Genomic DNA, 16,831 nt, shown 5'->3' with positions numbered 1-16,831 from the left:
GACGGAACTAGAACCAGCCGCGGCGTTGGGCCATGGACTGGAGGCCGGCGGCGAGGGCCTGTTCGGCGGCGGCGGGGTTGCCGTTGAGGGGGACGGTGAAGCGGTTGTAGACGTCGTGGCCGGAGGAGAGGAAGCCGCCGCGCTTGTCGGCTTCGAGGATGACGTCCATGGAGTGGGGGCCGGTGATGAAGGTGAGTTCGAGGGCCTGGAAGTGGCGGCTCCACTGGGGGCCCGCGTAGTACTCGATCTCCTGGTAGAAGGGCATGCGCGAGCCCTGCAGGGTGCCCCGCTCGAGGTCGGCCTTGCTGAAGCGGAAGCCCATCCGGTCGAGGGCGGTGATGAGGTGCTCCTGGATGGGGAGCGGGTTGACGAAGAGGGGGTCGAGGTCGCCCTTGTCGAGGGCGCCGGCCAGGGACAGTTCGGTGGCGACGCCGAGCGTCATGCCGCGCAGCGGGTGGCCGCCGATGGCGCTGATGGGTGTCTCCCACGGCACCGGGATCTGGAAGGGCTGGGCGTGGGCGGCGTTCGGCTGGAGGTGGAACGGGCCGGCCACCTGCTGGCGGAGGAAGCTGTGGGTCTGCCGGTATTCGCTGTCGCCGCTCTCGACCTCGACGACGGCGGTGAAGTCGATGAAGATGCCTTCGACCTTGTAGTCGCTGGCGCCGCCCTTGAAGTTGACGGTGCCGGTGAGGGTCTCACCAGGCCGGACGGTGGAGGAGTGCAGGACGGTGTCGACTTCGACACCGGCGCCGAACGCGGCCATGAGCTTGCGGAAGACCATTCTGAGGCTCCTTGAAGGGGGACGTCGGTTGGTAAACGGCTGGTCAGGCCGGGGGGTTCCCCAGTCCGAGCCGGGGAAGCAACTGGGCGAGCAGGAGCGCGGACGCCGGGTCGCCGCCCTCCGAGGTGCGGATGACGAGCGGCGTCGGGGCGTTCTCCGCCAGTTTGGCACCGACGTCGAGCCGCCGCCGGGCGAGTTCGTAGCGGAGCACGGCCCGGTTGTCGCGGTAGGACTCGGCCAGCCGCCGCAGCGCCGTGGCCTCGTTCTCGGCGGCGGTCAGTTCGGCCCGCCCGCGCGCCTCGATCTCCCAGCGCACCCGCTGGGCCTCGGTCTCCTGCTCTTCGAGCATGCGGGCGACGTCCTTGCGCGCGGTGTTCTGGGCGGCTTTGACCTCGACCAGCCGGGCGTCGCGGGTCTTCTTGGCCCGCTCGATCTCCATCAGCAGCGTGTCGATGCGGCGCTTCCTGGTGAGCTCCCACTCCCGCTCGTACGCGGAGAGTTCCTTGGCCACCTTCTCCCGGGTCGCCAGGTGCTGCTGGTAGGTGTCGGGGAGTTGCACGTCGGGGATGTTGGCGCCGGTGACGCGCACGCCGTACCGGCCGAGCTGGCGGTTGAGGGCCTCCTGCATGTCGCCGACGTCGGAGCCGCGCAGGTCGTAGGCCCGCTCGGTGGTGACCCGCCGCGACCGCTGCCGGATCGCGTCCTGTACGGCACTGCTGAGCACCAGGTCGAAGTTCCCCGCCCCGATCGTACGGACGAACGCGACCGGGTCCACGATCCGGAACTTCAGGAAGAACTCGATCGACTTCAGCGGCACGTTCTCGGCCGTCGGGCAGGCGATGATCGGCGCCGAGTACGGGATCTCGGTGGAGGTGTCCACCACCGCGTCCACCCGGTCCCACGGCAGCCACAGGTAGTGCCGCCCCGGCGGGAGGTTGCCGGAGACGGCGCCCCACCGGCTGCGCACCCCGGTGGTGCCCTCCTCGATCTCGATGATGGCCCGCCGCCACAGCCACACCAGGGCGACGACCAGGACCACGAGGGCGGCGCCCCCGGCCGGCGGGCGCAGGGTGTCGCCGCCCAGCACGGCCGTACCGGCCAAATAGAGGGCGAGCAGGAGCAGGCCCGCCCAGCCGTAGCCGCGGCGGTCCTTGGGGATGACCACGGGGACCAGCTGGCCGCGCTCGCCGCCGCGCAGCAGCTGCCGGATCTCCGACCAGGACGCCAGCGACTCCTTGATCTTGGAGGTTTCGCGGCTCATCGCTTCAGCCCTTCGATCTCGGCCTGGCGGCCGTCCACGCGCGCCTGGATGGCGGCGAGCCTGGCCTGGATGTCGGCCATGTCGGACTCGGTGAACAGGGTGGCCTCGCCGGTGCCGACCAGGTCGGCGGCGAGCGCCAGGAAGTTGATCGCCTGCGCGTCGCCGATCTGCACGACCTGCGGCAGCCGCTCGGCCACCGACTCCAGCTTGTCCAGCACGTCCTGCTGATAGCGGTAGTCGAGGATCTCCGGCGCCTCGGCGCTGCTCAGCGCCCTGATGTCGAGAGCCTGGGCCTCCAGCAGGGCCGCGGTGGCCTTGGCGGTGCTCTCCGCCTCGATCAGCCGTTGCCGCGCCTGCGCGGTCGCGCGGTGCGACTCGCGTTCCAGCGCGGTGTCCATCTGGGCCTGGTACGTGGCGATCTCGGCGTGGATGGCGGACAGCGTCTCCTGGAGCCCGGCCAGCTCCCTGGTCAGATCGCCCTCGTTCTGCTCCTTGCGCAGCTGGAGCTCGTACTCGTAGGTGTAGGCCTCCTTGGCCACCCGGACCATCTCGGGGGCGGCCAGGTCCATCCGGTACTCCTGGCTGGACGGCTCGGCGTGCGTGATGTTGACGTCGGTCATCCGTACGGCGGGCAGGAACTGCTGGTTGAGGCTGTCCAGCATGCCCTGGGTGCTCTCGCCGACCAGGTCGTAGATGTCCTCGGCCCGCTGGGAGTAGATGAGGCTGCGGGTGACCTCGCTGATCGCGTTCTGGAGTTTGGACTGGAAGCCGCCGACCGAGCCGAGCACGAAGATGAACTCGGCCGGGTCCTCGATCCGGAACTGCAGGAAGAGATCTACCGAGGCTTTGACGCCCTGCTGGGTGGGCGCCTCCCTGATGGGCGCGTTGAACGGGTATTCCCTGGTGGTGTTGACGATGTAGCTGACCCGCTTCCACGGGCTGAACAGGGTCACCCGGCCGGGTTCGGCGATCTGCACGAGCTTGCCGAACTTGGTGATGAGCGCCCGGCAGCCCTCGGGGACCATGACCACGCTCCGCCGCCACCACAGGAACAGCAGCGCCAGCAGCAGGACCGCCCAGTAGTGCGGCCCGAACACGCCGTCCAGGTCGAGGCCGAGCTCGCCCAGCCCGACTCCGCCCAGGCCGAGGGCGGCCAGCCCGGCCAGACCCAGGAGCTGGAACACCAGCCAGCCGGTGCCGGTCTTCGGGATGACCACGGGGGAGATCACGTGCGTCGCGCCGCCGCCGGGGGCCTGGCCCTGGAAGCTGCGGTTGACGATCTCGCCGGCCTCGCTCAGCTGGGCGCTGCGGGCCTCGAGCGAGGTGCCGGCGGCGACGTTCTCCAGCCGGGCGTCGAGGAAGTCACGCGGATCCAGACGGAACGCGGACGATTCGGCGTACTCACCGGCCGCGTTCAGCACGGTCTGGCGCGGGTCGCCGCCCGCCACCACCGTCTGCGCCACCGTCAGGACCTTCTGGGCGGCACCCTGATAGGGACTCGACATCACGCTCCTCGATTTTTACCCAAGCTTTGAAATCAGTCTGGGACCGGACGCTATCCGGGCAGACTTGATGATCGCTTGCAATGGGCCGCGGAAATGTCGGTGGGGCCGCGTAGGTTATGCAATCGTGAGGCCGGTTACAGATTTGCAGCGCAAGGTGGCGCCTTTCGAGGTGATCACGGAGATGACGCCGTCCGGGGACCAGCCCGCCGCGATCGCGGAGCTGGAACGGCGGGTCAGGGCCGAGAGCAAGGACAACGTCCTGCTGGGCGCCACGGGCACGGGCAAGACGGCGACGGTGGCCTGGCTGATCGAGCGGCTGCAGCGCCCCGCCCTGGTCATGCAGCCCAACAAGACGCTGGCCGCCCAGTTCGCCAACGAGCTGCGCGAGATGCTGCCCAACAACGCGGTCGAGTACTTCGTCTCGTACTACGACTACTACCAGCCCGAGGCCTACGTCCCGCAGAGCGACACCTACATCGAGAAGGACTCCTCGATCAACGAGGAGGTCGAGCGGCTCCGCCACTCGGCCACCAACTCGCTGCTGACCCGCCGCGACACCGTCGTGGTGGCCTCGGTGTCCTGCATCTACGGTCTCGGCACTCCGCAGGAGTATGTGGACCGCATGCTCCGCCTGAAGGTGGGCCAGGAGATCGAGCGCGACCGCCTGCTCCGCCGCCTGGTCGACATGCAGTACGCGCGCAACGACCTGGCCTTCACCCGGGGCACCTTCCGGGTCCGCGGCGACACCATCGAGATCATCCCGATGTACGAGGAGCTCGCCGTCCGGATCGAGATGTTCGGCGACGAGATCGAGAAGCTGGCCACCCTGCATCCGCTGACCGGCGAGGTGGTGACCGAGGACCAGGAGCTCTACATCTTCCCGGCCTCCCACTACGTGGCGGGCCCGGAGCGCATGGAGCGGGCCATCAACGGCATCGAGGCGGAGCTGGCCGGGCGCCTGGCCACGCTGGAGCAGCAGGGCAAGCTGCTGGAGGCGCAGCGGCTGCGCATGCGCACCACCTACGACATCGAGATGATGCGCCAGGTCGGCACCTGCGCCGGGATCGAGAACTACTCGCTGCACATCGACGGGCGGGAGCGCGGGTCCGCGCCGAACACGCTGCTGGACTACTTCCCCGAGGACTTCCTGCTCGTGCTGGACGAGTCCCACCAGACCGTGCCGCAGATCGGCGCCATGTACGAGGGGGACGCGTCCCGCAAGCGCACCCTGGTGGAGCACGGCTTCCGGCTGCCGTCGGCGCTGGACAACCGGCCGCTCAAGTGGGAGGAGTTCCTGGAGCGGATCGGCCAGACCGTCTACCTGTCGGCCACCCCGGGCCCCTTCGAGCTGGGCCGGTCCGGCGGCGACGTGGTCGAGCAGGTCATCCGCCCCACCGGCCTGGTGGACCCGGAGATCGTCGTCAAGCCCACCAAGGGCCAGATCGACGACCTGATGGAGGAGATCAGGGCCAGGGCGGAGCGGGACGAACGCGTCCTGGTCACCACCCTCACCAAGAAGATGGCCGAGGACCTCACCGACTACCTGCTGGAGAACGGCATCCGGGTGCGCTACCTGCACAGCGAGGTCGACACGCTGCGCCGGATCGAGCTCCTGCGCGAGCTGCGCTCCGGCGAGTTCGACGTGCTCGTGGGCATCAACCTGCTCCGCGAGGGCCTCGACCTGCCCGAGGTCTCCCTGGTGGCGATCCTGGACGCCGACAAGGAGGGCTTCCTGCGCTCCGGCACCTCGCTCATCCAGACCATCGGCCGCGCCGCCCGTAACGTCTCCGGCCAGGTCCACATGTACGCGGACCGCGTCACCCCCAGCATGGAATCGGCCATCGACGAGACCAACCGCCGCCGGGCCAAGCAGGTCGCCTACAACGAGGCCAACGGCATCGACCCGACCCCGCTCCGCAAGAAGATCGCCGACATCCTGGACTCGCTCAACCGCGAGGACGCCGACACCGCCGAGCTGCTGGGCGGCGGCGGGCGGCAGCAGTCCCGCGGCAAGGCCCCGGTGCCCGGCCTGTCCTCCCGCCAGACCGGCCAGCACGCCAAGGCCATCGTCGGCGAGATGCCCAGGGCCCAGCTGGAGTCCCTGGTCGAGTCGCTGACCGAGCAGATGCACGCCGCCGCCGCCGACCTGCAGTTCGAGGTCGCCGCCCGCCTCCGCGACGAGATCAAGGAGCTCAAGCGGGAGGTCCGCGACATGCGCACGGCGGGCGTCAGCTGACGGAGCTCCATCCGGCCGAGACGTCGCGTCGCGGCCGGTTCCGCGCGGTCGTCACACGGGTGATCCTCGTTGGCCTGGCACGCGTGGTCGTCGCGGCCGGCCCCGCCGGGCTTGGCGCGTGGCGGCCGGTCTCCGCTGGGCTTGGCCCGTGTGGCGGTGCGGTCGATTCCCGGTGGCCGTCACACGGGTGACGCGCGCCTGGCCCGGCGTGCGTGGCGGGCCGCTCTGTGGCGGCGGATGCGGCGGACGGCCAGCCAGCCGAGCGCTCCGAGCGCGGCCAGGGCGACTATCACGAGCACCGGCAGGAAGATCGCGATCAGGCTCATGCCGAGCGAGCCCGCGTCCTCCACGGTGCTGACCACCGGCGCGCCGACGCCGGCCGTGCTCGCGTTGACCACCGGCCGGACGCCGGACTTGACGACGTGCACGATCAGCGCGGTCACGATGCCGAGCGCCCAGCCCACCGCCGGGTGCTCGGCCATCCACGCGGAGTTGTCCAGCTCCGCGGCGGCCGTGGTCGCGCTGAACACCACGCCGCCGGCCGCGGGGCGCACCGCGGTCTGGATGATGTCGTTGACGTGGTCGACCACCGGCACCTTGTCCAGGACGAACTCGGCGGCCAGCAGCACCCCGATGATCGTCAGGACCCAGCCGTTGGACAGCCACGCGTACTCCGGCGGCAGCCGTACCGCGTCCGTGACGTTGGCCGCGAGACCGACCACCATCAGCGGGATATACGCGTTGAGCCCGGCCGCCGTCGAAAGCCCCAACCCTGTCAGCGTCGCGAACATCCACACCTCCTGCCCGGCTCAACGGCCGACCCCGCACCCAAAGTTGCGGAATACCCAGATTTATCGGGCGAAGGCATGACTGCGAGCGTCGGCCAGGGTTGTCAGGACGCCGTCTTCGAGATGCGGAGCACGTCGGGGGCCCGCCAGCCCTCCTCCGGCGTGAACGTGCGCACGATCTTCGCGGGCACGCCGGCGATCACGCAGTGGTCGGGGAACTCGCCCCGCACGACCGCGCCCCCGGCCACCACGGACTGACGCCCGATCCGGGTCCCCGGCAGGATGATCGCCCCGGTCCCGAGCCAGCATCCGTCGCCGATCTCCACCGGGTTGTTCCGCGGCCACTGCCGGCCGATCGGCACCTCGGGATCGTCGTACACGTGGTTCTGGTCGGTGATGTACACGTACGGGCCGGTGAACACGTCGGAGCCGATCACGATGGACTGGTGGCCGACGATGTGCGACCCGCGCCCGATCGAGCACCCGCCCCCGATGCGCACGATCGCGTCGGGGCCGAGGTCCACGCCAGGCCCCATGCCGGCCGAGATGGAGACCCGCTCGCCCACCAGGGTGTGCGCGCCGATCTCGATCCACTGCTCCCCGAAGATCGCGCCGACCGGGAACGACAGGCAGGCGCCCTCGCCCAGGCGCCGGAACCGGTATCCCGCCGGATTGCGCGGGCTCACCGCCCCCAGCGTTTTGACCATGCCCCAGCCCCGGTGCACCAGACGCCCGGCGGCCCGTCTCAGGATCGACATAACCGCCCAAGTTACTCTCACGTACGAACCATGGCCACAGCGGGTTCGCGCACGTAGCGGCACGTTCGGGGCAAGGATTTGATATTCTGAGAGCCCGTGGGCATGGCTGCCGTCTGGATCCAGTCGCGTCGCCACTACTTCAGACCACGGGAGACCCCTTGCGCAACGCCGTACACACCAAGCATCTGTTCGTCACCGGCGGCGTCGCCTCAAGTCTCGGCAAGGGGCTCACAGCCTCCAGCCTGGGGCGGCTGCTCAAGCTTCGCGGCCTGCGGGTCACGATGCAGAAGCTCGATCCGTACCTCAATGTCGACCCCGGGACGATGAACCCGTTCCAGCACGGTGAGGTCTTCGTCACAGACGACGGCGCGGAGACCGACCTGGACGTCGGCCACTACGAGCGCTTCCTCGACACCGAGCTGCACGGCTCGGCCAACGTCACCACCGGCCAGGTGTACTCCAACGTGATCGCCAAGGAGCGCCGGGGGGAGTACCTGGGGGACACCGTCCAGGTCATCCCGCACATCACCAACGAGATCAAGGACCGGATCCGGAGCATGGCCGGGCCCGGCGTGGACGTGGTGATCACCGAGGTGGGCGGCACCGTGGGCGACATCGAGTCGCTGCCGTTCCTGGAGGCCGTCCGGCAGGTCCGGCACGAGGTGGGCCGCGACAACGTGTTCTTCCTGCACGTGTCGCTGCTGCCGTACATCGGGCCGAGCGGGGAGCTGAAGACCAAGCCGACCCAGCACTCGGTGGCCGCGCTGCGCAGCATCGGCATCCAGCCCGACGCGATCGTCTGCCGCTCCGACCGGCCGATCACCAGCTCCCTCAAGCGTAAGATCAGCCTGATGTGCGACGTGGACGAGGACGCGGTGGTCTCCGCCATCGACGCCCCCTCCATCTACGACATCCCCAAGGTCCTGCACACCGAGGGCCTGGACGCCTATGTCGTACGGCGGCTGGGCCTGCCCTTCCGCGACGTGGACTGGAAGGAGTGGGACCAGCTCCTGCGCCGCGTGCACAAGCCCGCCAAAGAGGTCACCATCGCCCTCGTGGGGAAGTACATCGACCTCCCTGACGCGTACCTGTCGGTCACCGAGGCGCTGCGCGCCGGCGGCTTCGCCAACGACGCCCGCGTCAACATCCGCTGGGTGACCAGCGACGACTGCGCCACCCCCGAGGCCGCGGCCCGCGAGCTGGACGGCGTGGACGGCGTGCTCATCCCCGGCGGCTTCGGCGTGCGCGGCATCGAGGGCAAGATCGGCGCGATCCGCCACGCCCGCGAGGGCAAGATCCCGCTGCTCGGCATCTGCTTGGGCATGCAGGGCATGGTCATCGAGGCCGCCCGCAACCTGGCCGGCCTGGACGGCGCCAACAGCGCCGAGTTCGACGCCGACGCCAAGCACCCCGTCATCTCCACCATGGCCGACCAGGAGGACGTGGTGGCCGGCGACCGCGACATGGGCGGCACCATGCGCCTCGGCCTCTACACCGCCAAGCTCGGCGAGGGCACCCTCGCCCGCCAGCTGTACGGCAAGGCCAAGGCCGACGAACGCCACCGCCACCGGTACGAGGTGAACAACTCCTACCGCGAGCAGCTGGAGCGCGTCGGCGTCGTCTTCTCCGGCCTGTCGCCCGACGGCCGCCTGGTGGAGTACACCGAGCTGGCCGTGGAGACCCACCCGTTCTTCATCGGCACCCAGGCCCACCCCGAGTTCCGTTCCCGCCCCACCCGGGCCCATCCGCTGTTCAAGGGCCTCGTCGGCGCGGCCCTCGGCTTCGCGGAGAGCCGTACGACCGCCAAGATTGCGAAGACTAAGTGATCATTGAAGACCGGCACGAGGAATGGCCCGTCGTCGCCTCCGAGGTGCGCTTCGAGGGCCGGGTGGTCTCCGTCGTGACCGACACCGTCCGGATGCCGGACGACGACAGGGCCGACCGCGACTACGTCGCGCACCCCGGCTCGGTGGCCGTGGTGGCGATCCGGGACGGGCGGGTGCTGCTGCTGCGGCAGTACCGGCACCCGGTGCGCCGGCTGCTCTGGGAGCTGCCCGCGGGGCTGCGGGACAAGCCGGACGAGCCGCTGGCCGAGTGCGCCGCCAGGGAGCTGGCCGAGGAGGCCGGCTACCGCGCCGCGACCTGGCACACCCTGATCGACATGTTCACCTCGCCGGGCATGAGCGACGAGCGCATCCGGATCTTCCTGGCCAGGGGCCTCACGCCCATCCCCGCCTCAGAGAACTCCTTCGTGCATCGCCACGAGGAGATCGACATGCTCGTGGAGTGGGTACGTCTGGACGAAGCGGTCGAGAAGGCGCTGGGTGGAATGATCCACAATTCCCCGGCCATCGCCGGTATTCTCGCCGCGTACGCCGCATCCGGCGACGGCTACCGCGGCCTGCGGGCCGCCGACGCCCCGGAGGCGTGACGACGACCGGGGCCTGACGTGGGGAGGGACGCTGAACGAGCCGGAAGCCGTGCTGTCCAGCTACCTCGCCCACCTCACCGTGGAGCGCGGCCTGGCCGCCAACACCCTCGCCTCCTACCGGCGCGACCTGCGCCGCTATGTGGACCATCTGAGCGCGCGCGGGCTGGCCTCGATGGCCCAGGTGGCCGAGTCCGACGTGGTCGCCTTCCTGGCCTCGCTGCGGGAGGGCGACGAGGAGCACCCCGCCCTGGTGGCCAGCTCGGCCGCGCGGGCGGTCTCGGCCGTACGCGGCCTGCACCGGTTCGCCCTGCGGGAGGGCGTGTCCGGCCACGACCCCGCCCACGAGGTGCGGCCGCCGCGCCAGCTCCGCCGCCTCCCCAAGGCGATCACCGTCGAGGAGGTGGAACGCCTCATCGCCGCCTCCGGCCCCGGCGACAGCCCTCTCACCCTGCGCAACCGCGCCCTCCTCGAGGTCCTGTACGGCACCGGCGCCCGCATCTCCGAAGCCGTCGGCCTCTCCGTGGACGACGTCACCCGCTACGAGACCACCGACGGCGGGGAGGCGCGCCTGCGCGGCAAGGGCGGCCGGGCCAGGATCGTGCCCCTCGGCCGGTACGCGCGCGCCGCCCTGGACGCCTATCTGGTCCGCGCCCGGCCCCTCATCGCCGCCCACGGCCGCGGCACGCACGCCCTCTTCCTGAACGCCCGCGGCGGCCGGCTGACCCGCCAGGGCGCCTGGGAGGTGCTCCAGTCCGCCGCGGAACGGGCCGGGCTCTCCGGCGTGTCCCCGCACATGTTGCGCCATTCGTTCGCAACCCATCTCCTGGACGGCGGCGCTGACGTTAGGGTTGTGCAGGAGCTGCTCGGCCATGCCTCGGTGACCACCACCCAGGTGTACACCTTGGTCACGGTCGATAGGCTTCGCGAGGTTTACGCCGCGGCCCATCCCCGAGCCCAGCGGTGAGATCGAACTGCTTGTCCGTAATCTCCGTCTCTGTGGCGCGTCGCCTTGCCGCATACGTGCCTACCCTCTAGATTCAGTCCGGTTCGGGACCGTCAGGGAGGTTCATCAATTGACTGCGACCACTGATGCGACGTGGACCGCGGGGACCCCCGGCGTCTCGTTGGGGCCGACCGGCCGCCCGCGACCCGTCTTTCCCGAGCCCGTCGTCCCCGAGAGCCACGGCCCGGCCCGGATCGTCGCGATGGTCAACCAGAAGGGCGGCGTCGGCAAGACGACGACCACCATCAACCTGGGCGCCGCGCTCGCCGAGTGCGGCCAGCGGGTGCTGCTGGTCGACTTCGACCCGCAGGGCGCGCTCTCCGTCGGCCTGGGCATCGACCCCCGCCCGCTGGAGGCCACGGTCTACGACCTCCTCATGGAGGAGCCCGACGTCGGCCCCGAGGACGTGCTGCTCGGCACCAGCGTCGAGGGCATGGACCTGCTGCCCAGCAACATCTTCCTGTCCGGCGCGGAGATCCGGCTGGTCAACGAGGTGGCCAGGGAGTACGCGCTGCAGCGCTCCCTCGAACCGCTGCTGCCCGACTACGACATCTGCCTCATCGACTGCCAGCCGTCCCTGGGCCTGCTCACCGTCAACGCGCTGACCTGCGCGCACAGCGTCATGATCCCGCTGGAGTGCGAGTTCTTCGCGTTACGCGGCGTCGCCCTGCTGATGGAGTCCATCGGCAAGGTCCAGGAGCGCCTCAACAAGAACCTCGAGATCGACGGCCTGCTGGCCACCATGTACGACCCCCGTACCCTGCACGCCCGCGAGGTGCTGCAGACGATCATGCAGGGCTTCGGCGACAAGGTCTTCCACACGGTCATCAACCGCACCGTGCGTTTCCCCGACGCGACCCTCGCCGGCGAGCCCATCACCCAGTTCGACCCGAGCTCCATGGGCGCCACCGCGTACCGCGAACTGGCCAGGGAGCTTCTCGCCCGCTGGCCCGCGCGAATCTAGGGGTGGGCCACAATAGGTGAGTGAGCGAGCAGGAGACCTCCGCCCCTAGCCAAGAGGGCTTCCACGTGCACCTGGAGGTCTTCCAGGGGCCGTTCGACCTGCTGCTCGGGCTGATCTCCAAGCACAAGCTGGACATCACCGAGGTCTCGCTGCACAAGGTCACCGACGAGTTCATCGCCTACATCCGGTCCCGGGGGCCGGAATGGGACCTCGACCAGACCAGCCACTTCCTGCTCGTCGCCGCCACCCTGCTGGACCTCAAGGCGGCCCGGCTGCTGCCGACCGGCGAGGTCGAGGACGAGGAGGACCTGGCGCTGCTGGAGGCGCGGGACCTGCTGTTCGCCCGGCTGCTGCAGTACCGGGCGTACAAGGAGGTGGCGAAGATCTTCTCGGGGCGCATGGCGGAGGAGGCCCTGCGCTACCCGCGGCTGGTGCCGATGGAGCCCGCGTTCGCCAACCTGCTGCCCGAGCTGATCCTGGGCATCGGGCCCGAGCAGCTGGCGCGGATCGCCATGAAGGTGTTCACACCGAAGGCGCCGCCGTCGGTTTCGGTCACGCACATGTACCAACCGCTCGCCAGCGTGCGGGAGCAGGCGGCTATCCTGGTGGAGCGGCTGCGGCGGTCCGGACGGGCCACTTTCCGGTCGCTGACCGCCGACTGCGCGGGCACCTTCGAGGTGGTGGCGCGATTCCTGGCCGTCCTGGAGCTGTTCCGGGAGGCCGCGGTCTCCTTCGAGCAGCTCGAACCGCTCGGGGATCTGTACGTGACCTGGACCGGCAGCACGGACGGCGACGTGTCCGTGGGCGACGACTACGACGAGACGGCCGAGCGGAAGAAGCAGCCCGAGGCCGCGGTGGATGGGGAAACGGCCGATGGCTGAACTGGACGGGACGAGCCTCGACGAGCCGTCCGCGCCCGAGAACGGGGAGCCCGGCCTGCGGGCCGCCCTGGAGGCCATCCTGCTCGTCGTGGACGAGCCGGCGGCCGAGATCACGCTCGCGCAGGTGCTGGAACGGCCGACGAGCGAGATCGCGAGCACGCTGCGTGAGCTGTCGGGGGAATACACCGCCGCCGGGCGCGGGTTTGACCTGAGAGAGGTGGCCGGCGGCTGGCGGCTCTACACCCGGGCCGAGTGCGCGGCGCTGGTCGAGCGGTTCGTCCGCGACGGGCAGCAGGCGCGGCTCACCCAGGCGGCGCTGGAGACCCTGTCGGTGGTGGCCTACCGGCAGCCGGTCAGCCGGGCCAAGGTGGCGGCCATCCGCGGCGTCAACAGCGACGGCGTGATGCGCACGCTCGCCGCGCGCGGCCTCGTCGAAGAGGCCGGCACGGATCCGGAGAGCCAGGCCGTGCTCTACCGGACGACAAGCTACTTCCTGGAGCGACTGGGCCTGCGGGACCTCGACGAGCTTCCCGCGCTCGCCCCGTTCCTCCCCGATGACGTGGAAAACCTAGAGGAGCAACCGAAGTGAACAAGCGCAGCACCCCGTCCGGTGATGGACGCGGTCGAAGCCGGGACGGCAACCCCCGAGGCGGCGGCGGACGCCCCGACCGCTCATCCTTCCGCGCCGACCGGGACGGCTCCCGCGGCGGGTACGGCAAGCAGGACTCCCGCGGCTACGGCCGCCCCGGCGCATTCCGGGGCCGCGACGGCGGCTCCACCGGTTCCACCGGCTCCCGCCCCTTCCGCGACGGCGGCTCCAGCGGCTCCCGTGACGGTGGCTCCCGCCCCTTCCGCGAGGGCGGTTCCAGCGGCTCCCGCGACTTCCGTGAGGGTGGCTCCCGCCCGTTCCGCGAGGGCGGTTCCCGCGACTTCCGGGACTCCCGTGACGGCGGGTCCCGTCCCTCCGGCGACCGCTACGGCCGCCCCGACTCCCGCGACGGCCGGTCCCAGGGCGGCGGCTTCCCCAGGCGCGACAGGGACGGCTACGGCCGCCCTGAGAGCCGCGACCGGCCGTACCCGCGCTCCGGCGACGACCGCGGCGGATACGCCCGCGACGACCGCGGCGGGTACAGCCGCGACGACCGTGGCTCCCTCCGCGACGACCGCGGCACCGGCTACTCCCGCGACGACCGGGCTTACGGCTCCTCCCGCGAGGATCGCGGCGACTCCCGGGGCTCCTTCGGACGCTCCGACGATCGCGGCTCGTCCCGCCCGGCCGGCGGCACCCGCGCCCGCTACGGCCGCCCGGAAGGCGACCGGGGTTCGCGCGGCTACGCACCGCGAAGTGACTCCCGCCCCGGCCGCGACGGCTACGACCGCTCCGAGGGGCGCTCCGCAGCCCGCTCCGAAGGCCGTGACGGCGTCCGTTCGCCCGGCCGCGACGGTGGGTCCAGCTATGGCCGCGACGGCGGCTCCGGCTCCGGCCGCGACCGCGCGTCGGGCTACTCCCGTGACGGCGGGTCCGGCTACGGCCGCGACGGCTCGACCGGTTCCGAACGGCGGCCCGCACGCGACGATTCCCGTGGTTTCGAGCGGCGCCCGGAGCGTGACGGCTCCCGAGGTTTCGACCGCGACTCCCGCGGCTCCGCTCCGCGCGGCGACCATGGTGACCGGGGTGACCGGGGCGGTTTCCGCGGCGATCGCGGCGATCGCGGCGATCGCGGTGGTTCGCGCCGTGACGACGTGCAGACCCTCGGCGGCGGCCGCGGCCGCTTCGGCCGCGACAGCTCCCGCAGCGCCTTCCGCGCCGGCGCGCGCGGCGCCCGCGACCAGGCCCCCCGCAAGCAGGCCACACCCGAGAACCCGTTCAAGTCGGCCAGGCAGCCCCTGCGGGACCCCGACTTCTACGACCGCGACTACGTCGACGAGCGCGACACCACCGAGGTGCCGGGCGGCGAGCGGCTGCAGAAGGTGCTCGCCCAGGCGGGCGTGGCCAGCCGCCGCGCCTGCGAGGAGCTGATCGGCGAGGGCCGGGTCACCGTGGACGGCCAGGTCGTGCGCCGCTTCGGCGCCCGGGTGGACCCCGCCAAGCAGATCATCCACGTCGACGGCAAGCGCATCCCGACCGCGCCCGACCTGGTCTACTACGCGCTGAACAAGCCGATCGGCGTGGTCAGCACGATGGAGGACCCGGAGGGCCGCCCGTGCCTGCGGGACTACGTCCAGGAGCTGGCCCCCCGCCTGTTCCACGTGGGCCGCCTGGACACCGAGACCGAGGGCCTGCTGCTGCTCACCAACGACGGCGAGCTGGCCCACCGCCTCACCCACCCGAGCTTCGGCGTGCAGAAGAAGTACTGGGCCAAGGTGCCGGGACCGGTCTCCCGCGACCTGCACCGGGTGCTGCGCAAGGGCATCGAGCTGGAGGACGGCCTGGCCAAGGTGGACGAGTTCCACATCGTCCAGGAGCACGGCCAGCAGGCGCTGGTGGAGGTCGTCCTGCACGAGGGCCGCAAGCACATCGTGCGCCGCCTGCTGGAGGAGTCCGGCCACCGGGTGATCGACCTGGCCAGGATCGAGTTCGGCCCGGTCAAGCTGGGCCGCCTCAAGCCGGGTACGGTACGCGCGCTGTCGCTCCAGGAAGTGGGAGAGCTGTACGCGGCGGTCAAGCTGTAGCCTTTCCCGACGAATATTCACTTAAGGGGACATTATGGTTCGGGCGATCCGTGGGGCCATCCAGGTGGACGGCAACGACCGTGACGCGATCATCGCCGGCACGACGGAGCTGGTCTCCGAGGTGATGGAGCGCAACCGGCTCACCACCGACGAGGTCATCAGCGTGTTCTTCACGGCCACGCCCGACCTGACCGCCGAGTTCCCCGCCCTGGCCGCGCGCAAGCTGGGCTTCCACGACGTGCCCCTGCTCTGCGCGAGCGAGATCGACGTGCCCGGCGCGCTGCCGCGGGTGGTCCGGCTGATGGCCCACGTGGCCACGGACCGCCCGCGCCAGGACATCCAGCACGTCTATCTGCGCGGCGCGGTGGCCCTGCGGGTGGACATCGCCCAGTGAGGATTACCCGTCCAGTAGTGAGTCAGTAGACAGTCAGTAAATAGCCACCTGTCCGAAATAACCGTGGAGCGGTGCCGCGGCAGCGCATAGTGGGTGCGCGGGTGTCGATCTGGACGTTCCCGCGCAGGCACGAGCACGGTAAGCAAGGGAACCACCCACCATGACCCCCAGCCCGGGCGGCGAGATCACCAGCGCCGTCATCGTCGGAACCGGCCTCATCGGCACCTCCGCGGCCCTCGCCCTGCGCCAGCGCGGAGTGCGGGTCCTCCTCGCCGACCGCGACCCCCGCGCCGTACGGCTGGCGCGGGAGCTCGGCGCGGGGGAGGAGTGGCACCCGGGCGCCGAGCGGGCGGACCTGGCCATCCTCGCGGTGCCCCCGCAGTTCGTCGCGCAGCAGCTGCTCGACCTGCAGAAGGGGGACGTGGCCCGGTTCTACACCGACGTGGCGAGCGTGAAGGCGCTGCCGCTGGCGGAGGCCGCCCGGCTCGGCTGCGACCTGCGCAGCTACGTGGCCGGGCATCCGCTGGCCGGCCGGGAGCGGTCGGGTCCCGGCGCGGCGCGGGCGGACCTGTTCCTGGGGCGCCCGTGGGCGCTGTGCCCGACGCCCGAGGCGGCGCCGGAGGCCGTACGGGCCATGCGGGAGCTGGTCGGGCTGTGCGGGGCGAACGCGGTCGTGGTGGACGCGCGGGAGCACGACGAGGCGGTGGCGGTGGTCTCGCACGCGCCGCACGTGGCCGCCTCGGCGGTGGCGGCGCGGCTGGCGGTGGCGTCCGAGACGGCGCTCGGCCTGTCCGGCCAGGGCGTACGGGACGTGACCAGGATCGCGGCCAGTGACCCGGGACTGTGGACGGGCATCCTGTCCGGCAACGCCGCCCCGGTGGCGGCGGTCCTGGAGGCGGTCGCGGACGACCTGGCCGCCGCGGCCAGGGCGCTGCGCGAGTTCGCCGCGGAGGGCACCGAGATCTCCGGCGTGACCGAGCTGCTGCGGCGCGGGGCGGCCGGCACCGGCCGCATCCCCGGCAAGCACGGCGGCCCGGCCCGCACGTACGCGGTGGTCGGCGTGGTCATCGGCGACCGTCCCGGCGAGCTGGCCCGGCTGTTCCAGGTGGCCGAGCAGGTCGGTGTCAGCATCGAGGACGTGCGCCTGGAGCACGTG

At 71.1% G+C, this 16,831-nt stretch carries 15 protein-coding genes; 10 read left to right on the top strand and 5 right to left on the bottom strand.

Annotation, left to right across the window (positions count from 1 at the left end; translation table 11 throughout):
• Positions 1 to 7: 7 nt before the first annotated feature.
• Genes Aph01nite_RS38700 through Aph01nite_RS38690 form a run of 3 tightly spaced genes read right to left on the bottom strand, consistent with a single transcriptional unit; the run spans position 8 to position 3,547 of the window.
• Positions 8 to 781 carry a sporulation protein gene (locus tag Aph01nite_RS38700; RefSeq protein WP_204046057.1) on the bottom strand — a complete coding sequence of 258 codons (774 nt, stop codon included), beginning with the start codon at positions 779 to 781 and terminating at the stop codon, positions 8 to 10.
• A 43-nt stretch (positions 782 to 824) separates the two neighbouring features.
• Complete coding sequence (locus tag Aph01nite_RS38695; RefSeq protein ID WP_204046056.1) at positions 825 to 2,042, bottom strand: SPFH domain-containing protein; 1,218 nt, start codon at positions 2,040 to 2,042, stop codon at positions 825 to 827.
• The gene (locus Aph01nite_RS38690; protein WP_204046055.1) at positions 2,039 to 3,547 is read right to left on the bottom strand and encodes an SPFH domain-containing protein; all 1,509 of its coding nucleotides are present in this window, start codon (positions 3,545 to 3,547) and stop codon (positions 2,039 to 2,041) included. Before Aph01nite_RS38690 ends, Aph01nite_RS38695 begins: the two co-directional genes overlap by 4 nt.
• Before the next feature lie 124 nt (positions 3,548 to 3,671).
• On the opposite strand from Aph01nite_RS38690, the gene uvrB reads away from it, so the two are divergent.
• Entirely contained in the window at positions 3,672 to 5,783 is a 2,112-nt protein-coding gene (gene uvrB, locus Aph01nite_RS38685) for an excinuclease ABC subunit UvrB (RefSeq protein ID WP_204046054.1), read from the top strand.
• 179 nt (positions 5,784 to 5,962) lie between these two features.
• On the opposite strand, the gene Aph01nite_RS38680 is transcribed toward uvrB, so the two are convergent.
• Positions 5,963 to 6,574: a DUF4126 domain-containing protein gene (locus Aph01nite_RS38680; protein WP_204046053.1), complete on the bottom strand. Its 612-nt coding sequence runs from the start codon at positions 6,572 to 6,574 to the stop codon at positions 5,963 to 5,965.
• 101 nt (positions 6,575 to 6,675) lie between these two features.
• Entirely contained in the window at positions 6,676 to 7,329 is a 654-nt protein-coding gene (locus Aph01nite_RS38675) for an acyltransferase (protein WP_204046052.1), read from the bottom strand.
• Positions 7,330 to 7,487: 158 nt separating this feature from the next.
• On the opposite strand from Aph01nite_RS38675, the gene pyrG reads away from it, so the two are divergent.
• The 9 genes from pyrG to Aph01nite_RS38630 form a co-directional block, all read left to right on the top strand.
• Positions 7,488 to 9,155 (top strand): CTP synthase, encoded by a 1,668-nt coding sequence (pyrG, locus tag Aph01nite_RS38670; protein WP_204046051.1) that lies wholly within the window; start codon positions 7,488 to 7,490, stop codon positions 9,153 to 9,155.
• On the top strand, positions 9,155 to 9,760 hold the full coding sequence (locus tag Aph01nite_RS38665) for an NUDIX domain-containing protein (protein ID WP_204046060.1): 606 nt from the start codon (positions 9,155 to 9,157) through the stop codon (positions 9,758 to 9,760). The genes pyrG and Aph01nite_RS38665 overlap by 1 nt, the downstream gene beginning before the upstream one ends.
• Positions 9,761 to 9,809: 49 nt before the next feature.
• Complete coding sequence (gene xerD / locus Aph01nite_RS38660) at positions 9,810 to 10,724, top strand: site-specific tyrosine recombinase XerD (protein ID WP_239162305.1); 915 nt, start codon at positions 9,810 to 9,812, stop codon at positions 10,722 to 10,724.
• A 109-nt stretch (positions 10,725 to 10,833) separates the two neighbouring features.
• A complete protein-coding gene (locus Aph01nite_RS38655) occupies positions 10,834 to 11,727 on the top strand; it encodes a ParA family protein (protein ID WP_373872383.1) in 894 nt (297 codons plus the stop codon).
• A gap of 20 nt (positions 11,728 to 11,747) precedes the next feature.
• A complete protein-coding gene (locus tag Aph01nite_RS38650) occupies positions 11,748 to 12,608 on the top strand; it encodes a segregation and condensation protein A (protein WP_204046050.1) in 861 nt (286 codons plus the stop codon).
• Complete coding sequence (gene scpB, locus Aph01nite_RS38645) at positions 12,601 to 13,197, top strand: SMC-Scp complex subunit ScpB (RefSeq protein ID WP_204046049.1); 597 nt, start codon at positions 12,601 to 12,603, stop codon at positions 13,195 to 13,197. The genes Aph01nite_RS38650 and scpB overlap by 8 nt, the downstream gene beginning before the upstream one ends.
• On the top strand, positions 13,194 to 15,281 hold the full coding sequence (locus tag Aph01nite_RS38640; protein WP_204046048.1) for a pseudouridine synthase: 2,088 nt from the start codon (positions 13,194 to 13,196) through the stop codon (positions 15,279 to 15,281). Before scpB ends, Aph01nite_RS38640 begins: the two co-directional genes overlap by 4 nt.
• Positions 15,282 to 15,315: 34 nt before the next feature.
• A complete protein-coding gene (gene aroH / locus Aph01nite_RS38635) occupies positions 15,316 to 15,675 on the top strand; it encodes a chorismate mutase (RefSeq protein WP_204046047.1) in 360 nt (119 codons plus the stop codon).
• A 160-nt stretch (positions 15,676 to 15,835) separates the two neighbouring features.
• Positions 15,836 to 16,831 (top strand): prephenate dehydrogenase (locus tag Aph01nite_RS38630; protein WP_204046046.1); only part of this gene is annotated, 996 nt, incomplete at its 3' end.

This window comes from Acrocarpospora phusangensis (genome assembly GCF_016862995.1).
GTDB lineage: Bacteria > Actinomycetota > Actinomycetes > Streptosporangiales > Streptosporangiaceae > Acrocarpospora > Acrocarpospora phusangensis.
Note: the sequence above shows the minus strand (reverse complement) of the source record. Positions and strands in the feature narration are given on the sequence as shown.

Excerpts from the sequence above, each read along its gene's own strand:
- Aph01nite_RS38700 (WP_204046057.1), bottom strand. The coding sequence starts at position 781 with ATGGTCTTCCGCAAGCTCATGGCCGCGTTCGGCGCCGGTGTCGAAGTC.
- Aph01nite_RS38695 (WP_204046056.1), bottom strand. The coding sequence starts at position 2,042 with ATGAGCCGCGAAACCTCCAAGATCAAGGAGTCGCTGGCGTCCTGGTCG.
- Aph01nite_RS38690 (WP_204046055.1), bottom strand. The coding sequence starts at position 3,547 with ATGTCGAGTCCCTATCAGGGTGCCGCCCAGAAGGTCCTGACGGTGGCG.
- Aph01nite_RS38680 (WP_204046053.1), bottom strand. The coding sequence starts at position 6,574 with ATGTTCGCGACGCTGACAGGGTTGGGGCTTTCGACGGCGGCCGGGCTC.
- Aph01nite_RS38675 (WP_204046052.1), bottom strand. The coding sequence starts at position 7,329 with ATGTCGATCCTGAGACGGGCCGCCGGGCGTCTGGTGCACCGGGGCTGG.
- scpB (WP_204046049.1), top strand. The coding sequence starts at position 12,601 with ATGGCTGAACTGGACGGGACGAGCCTCGACGAGCCGTCCGCGCCCGAG.
- aroH (WP_204046047.1), top strand. The coding sequence starts at position 15,316 with ATGGTTCGGGCGATCCGTGGGGCCATCCAGGTGGACGGCAACGACCGT.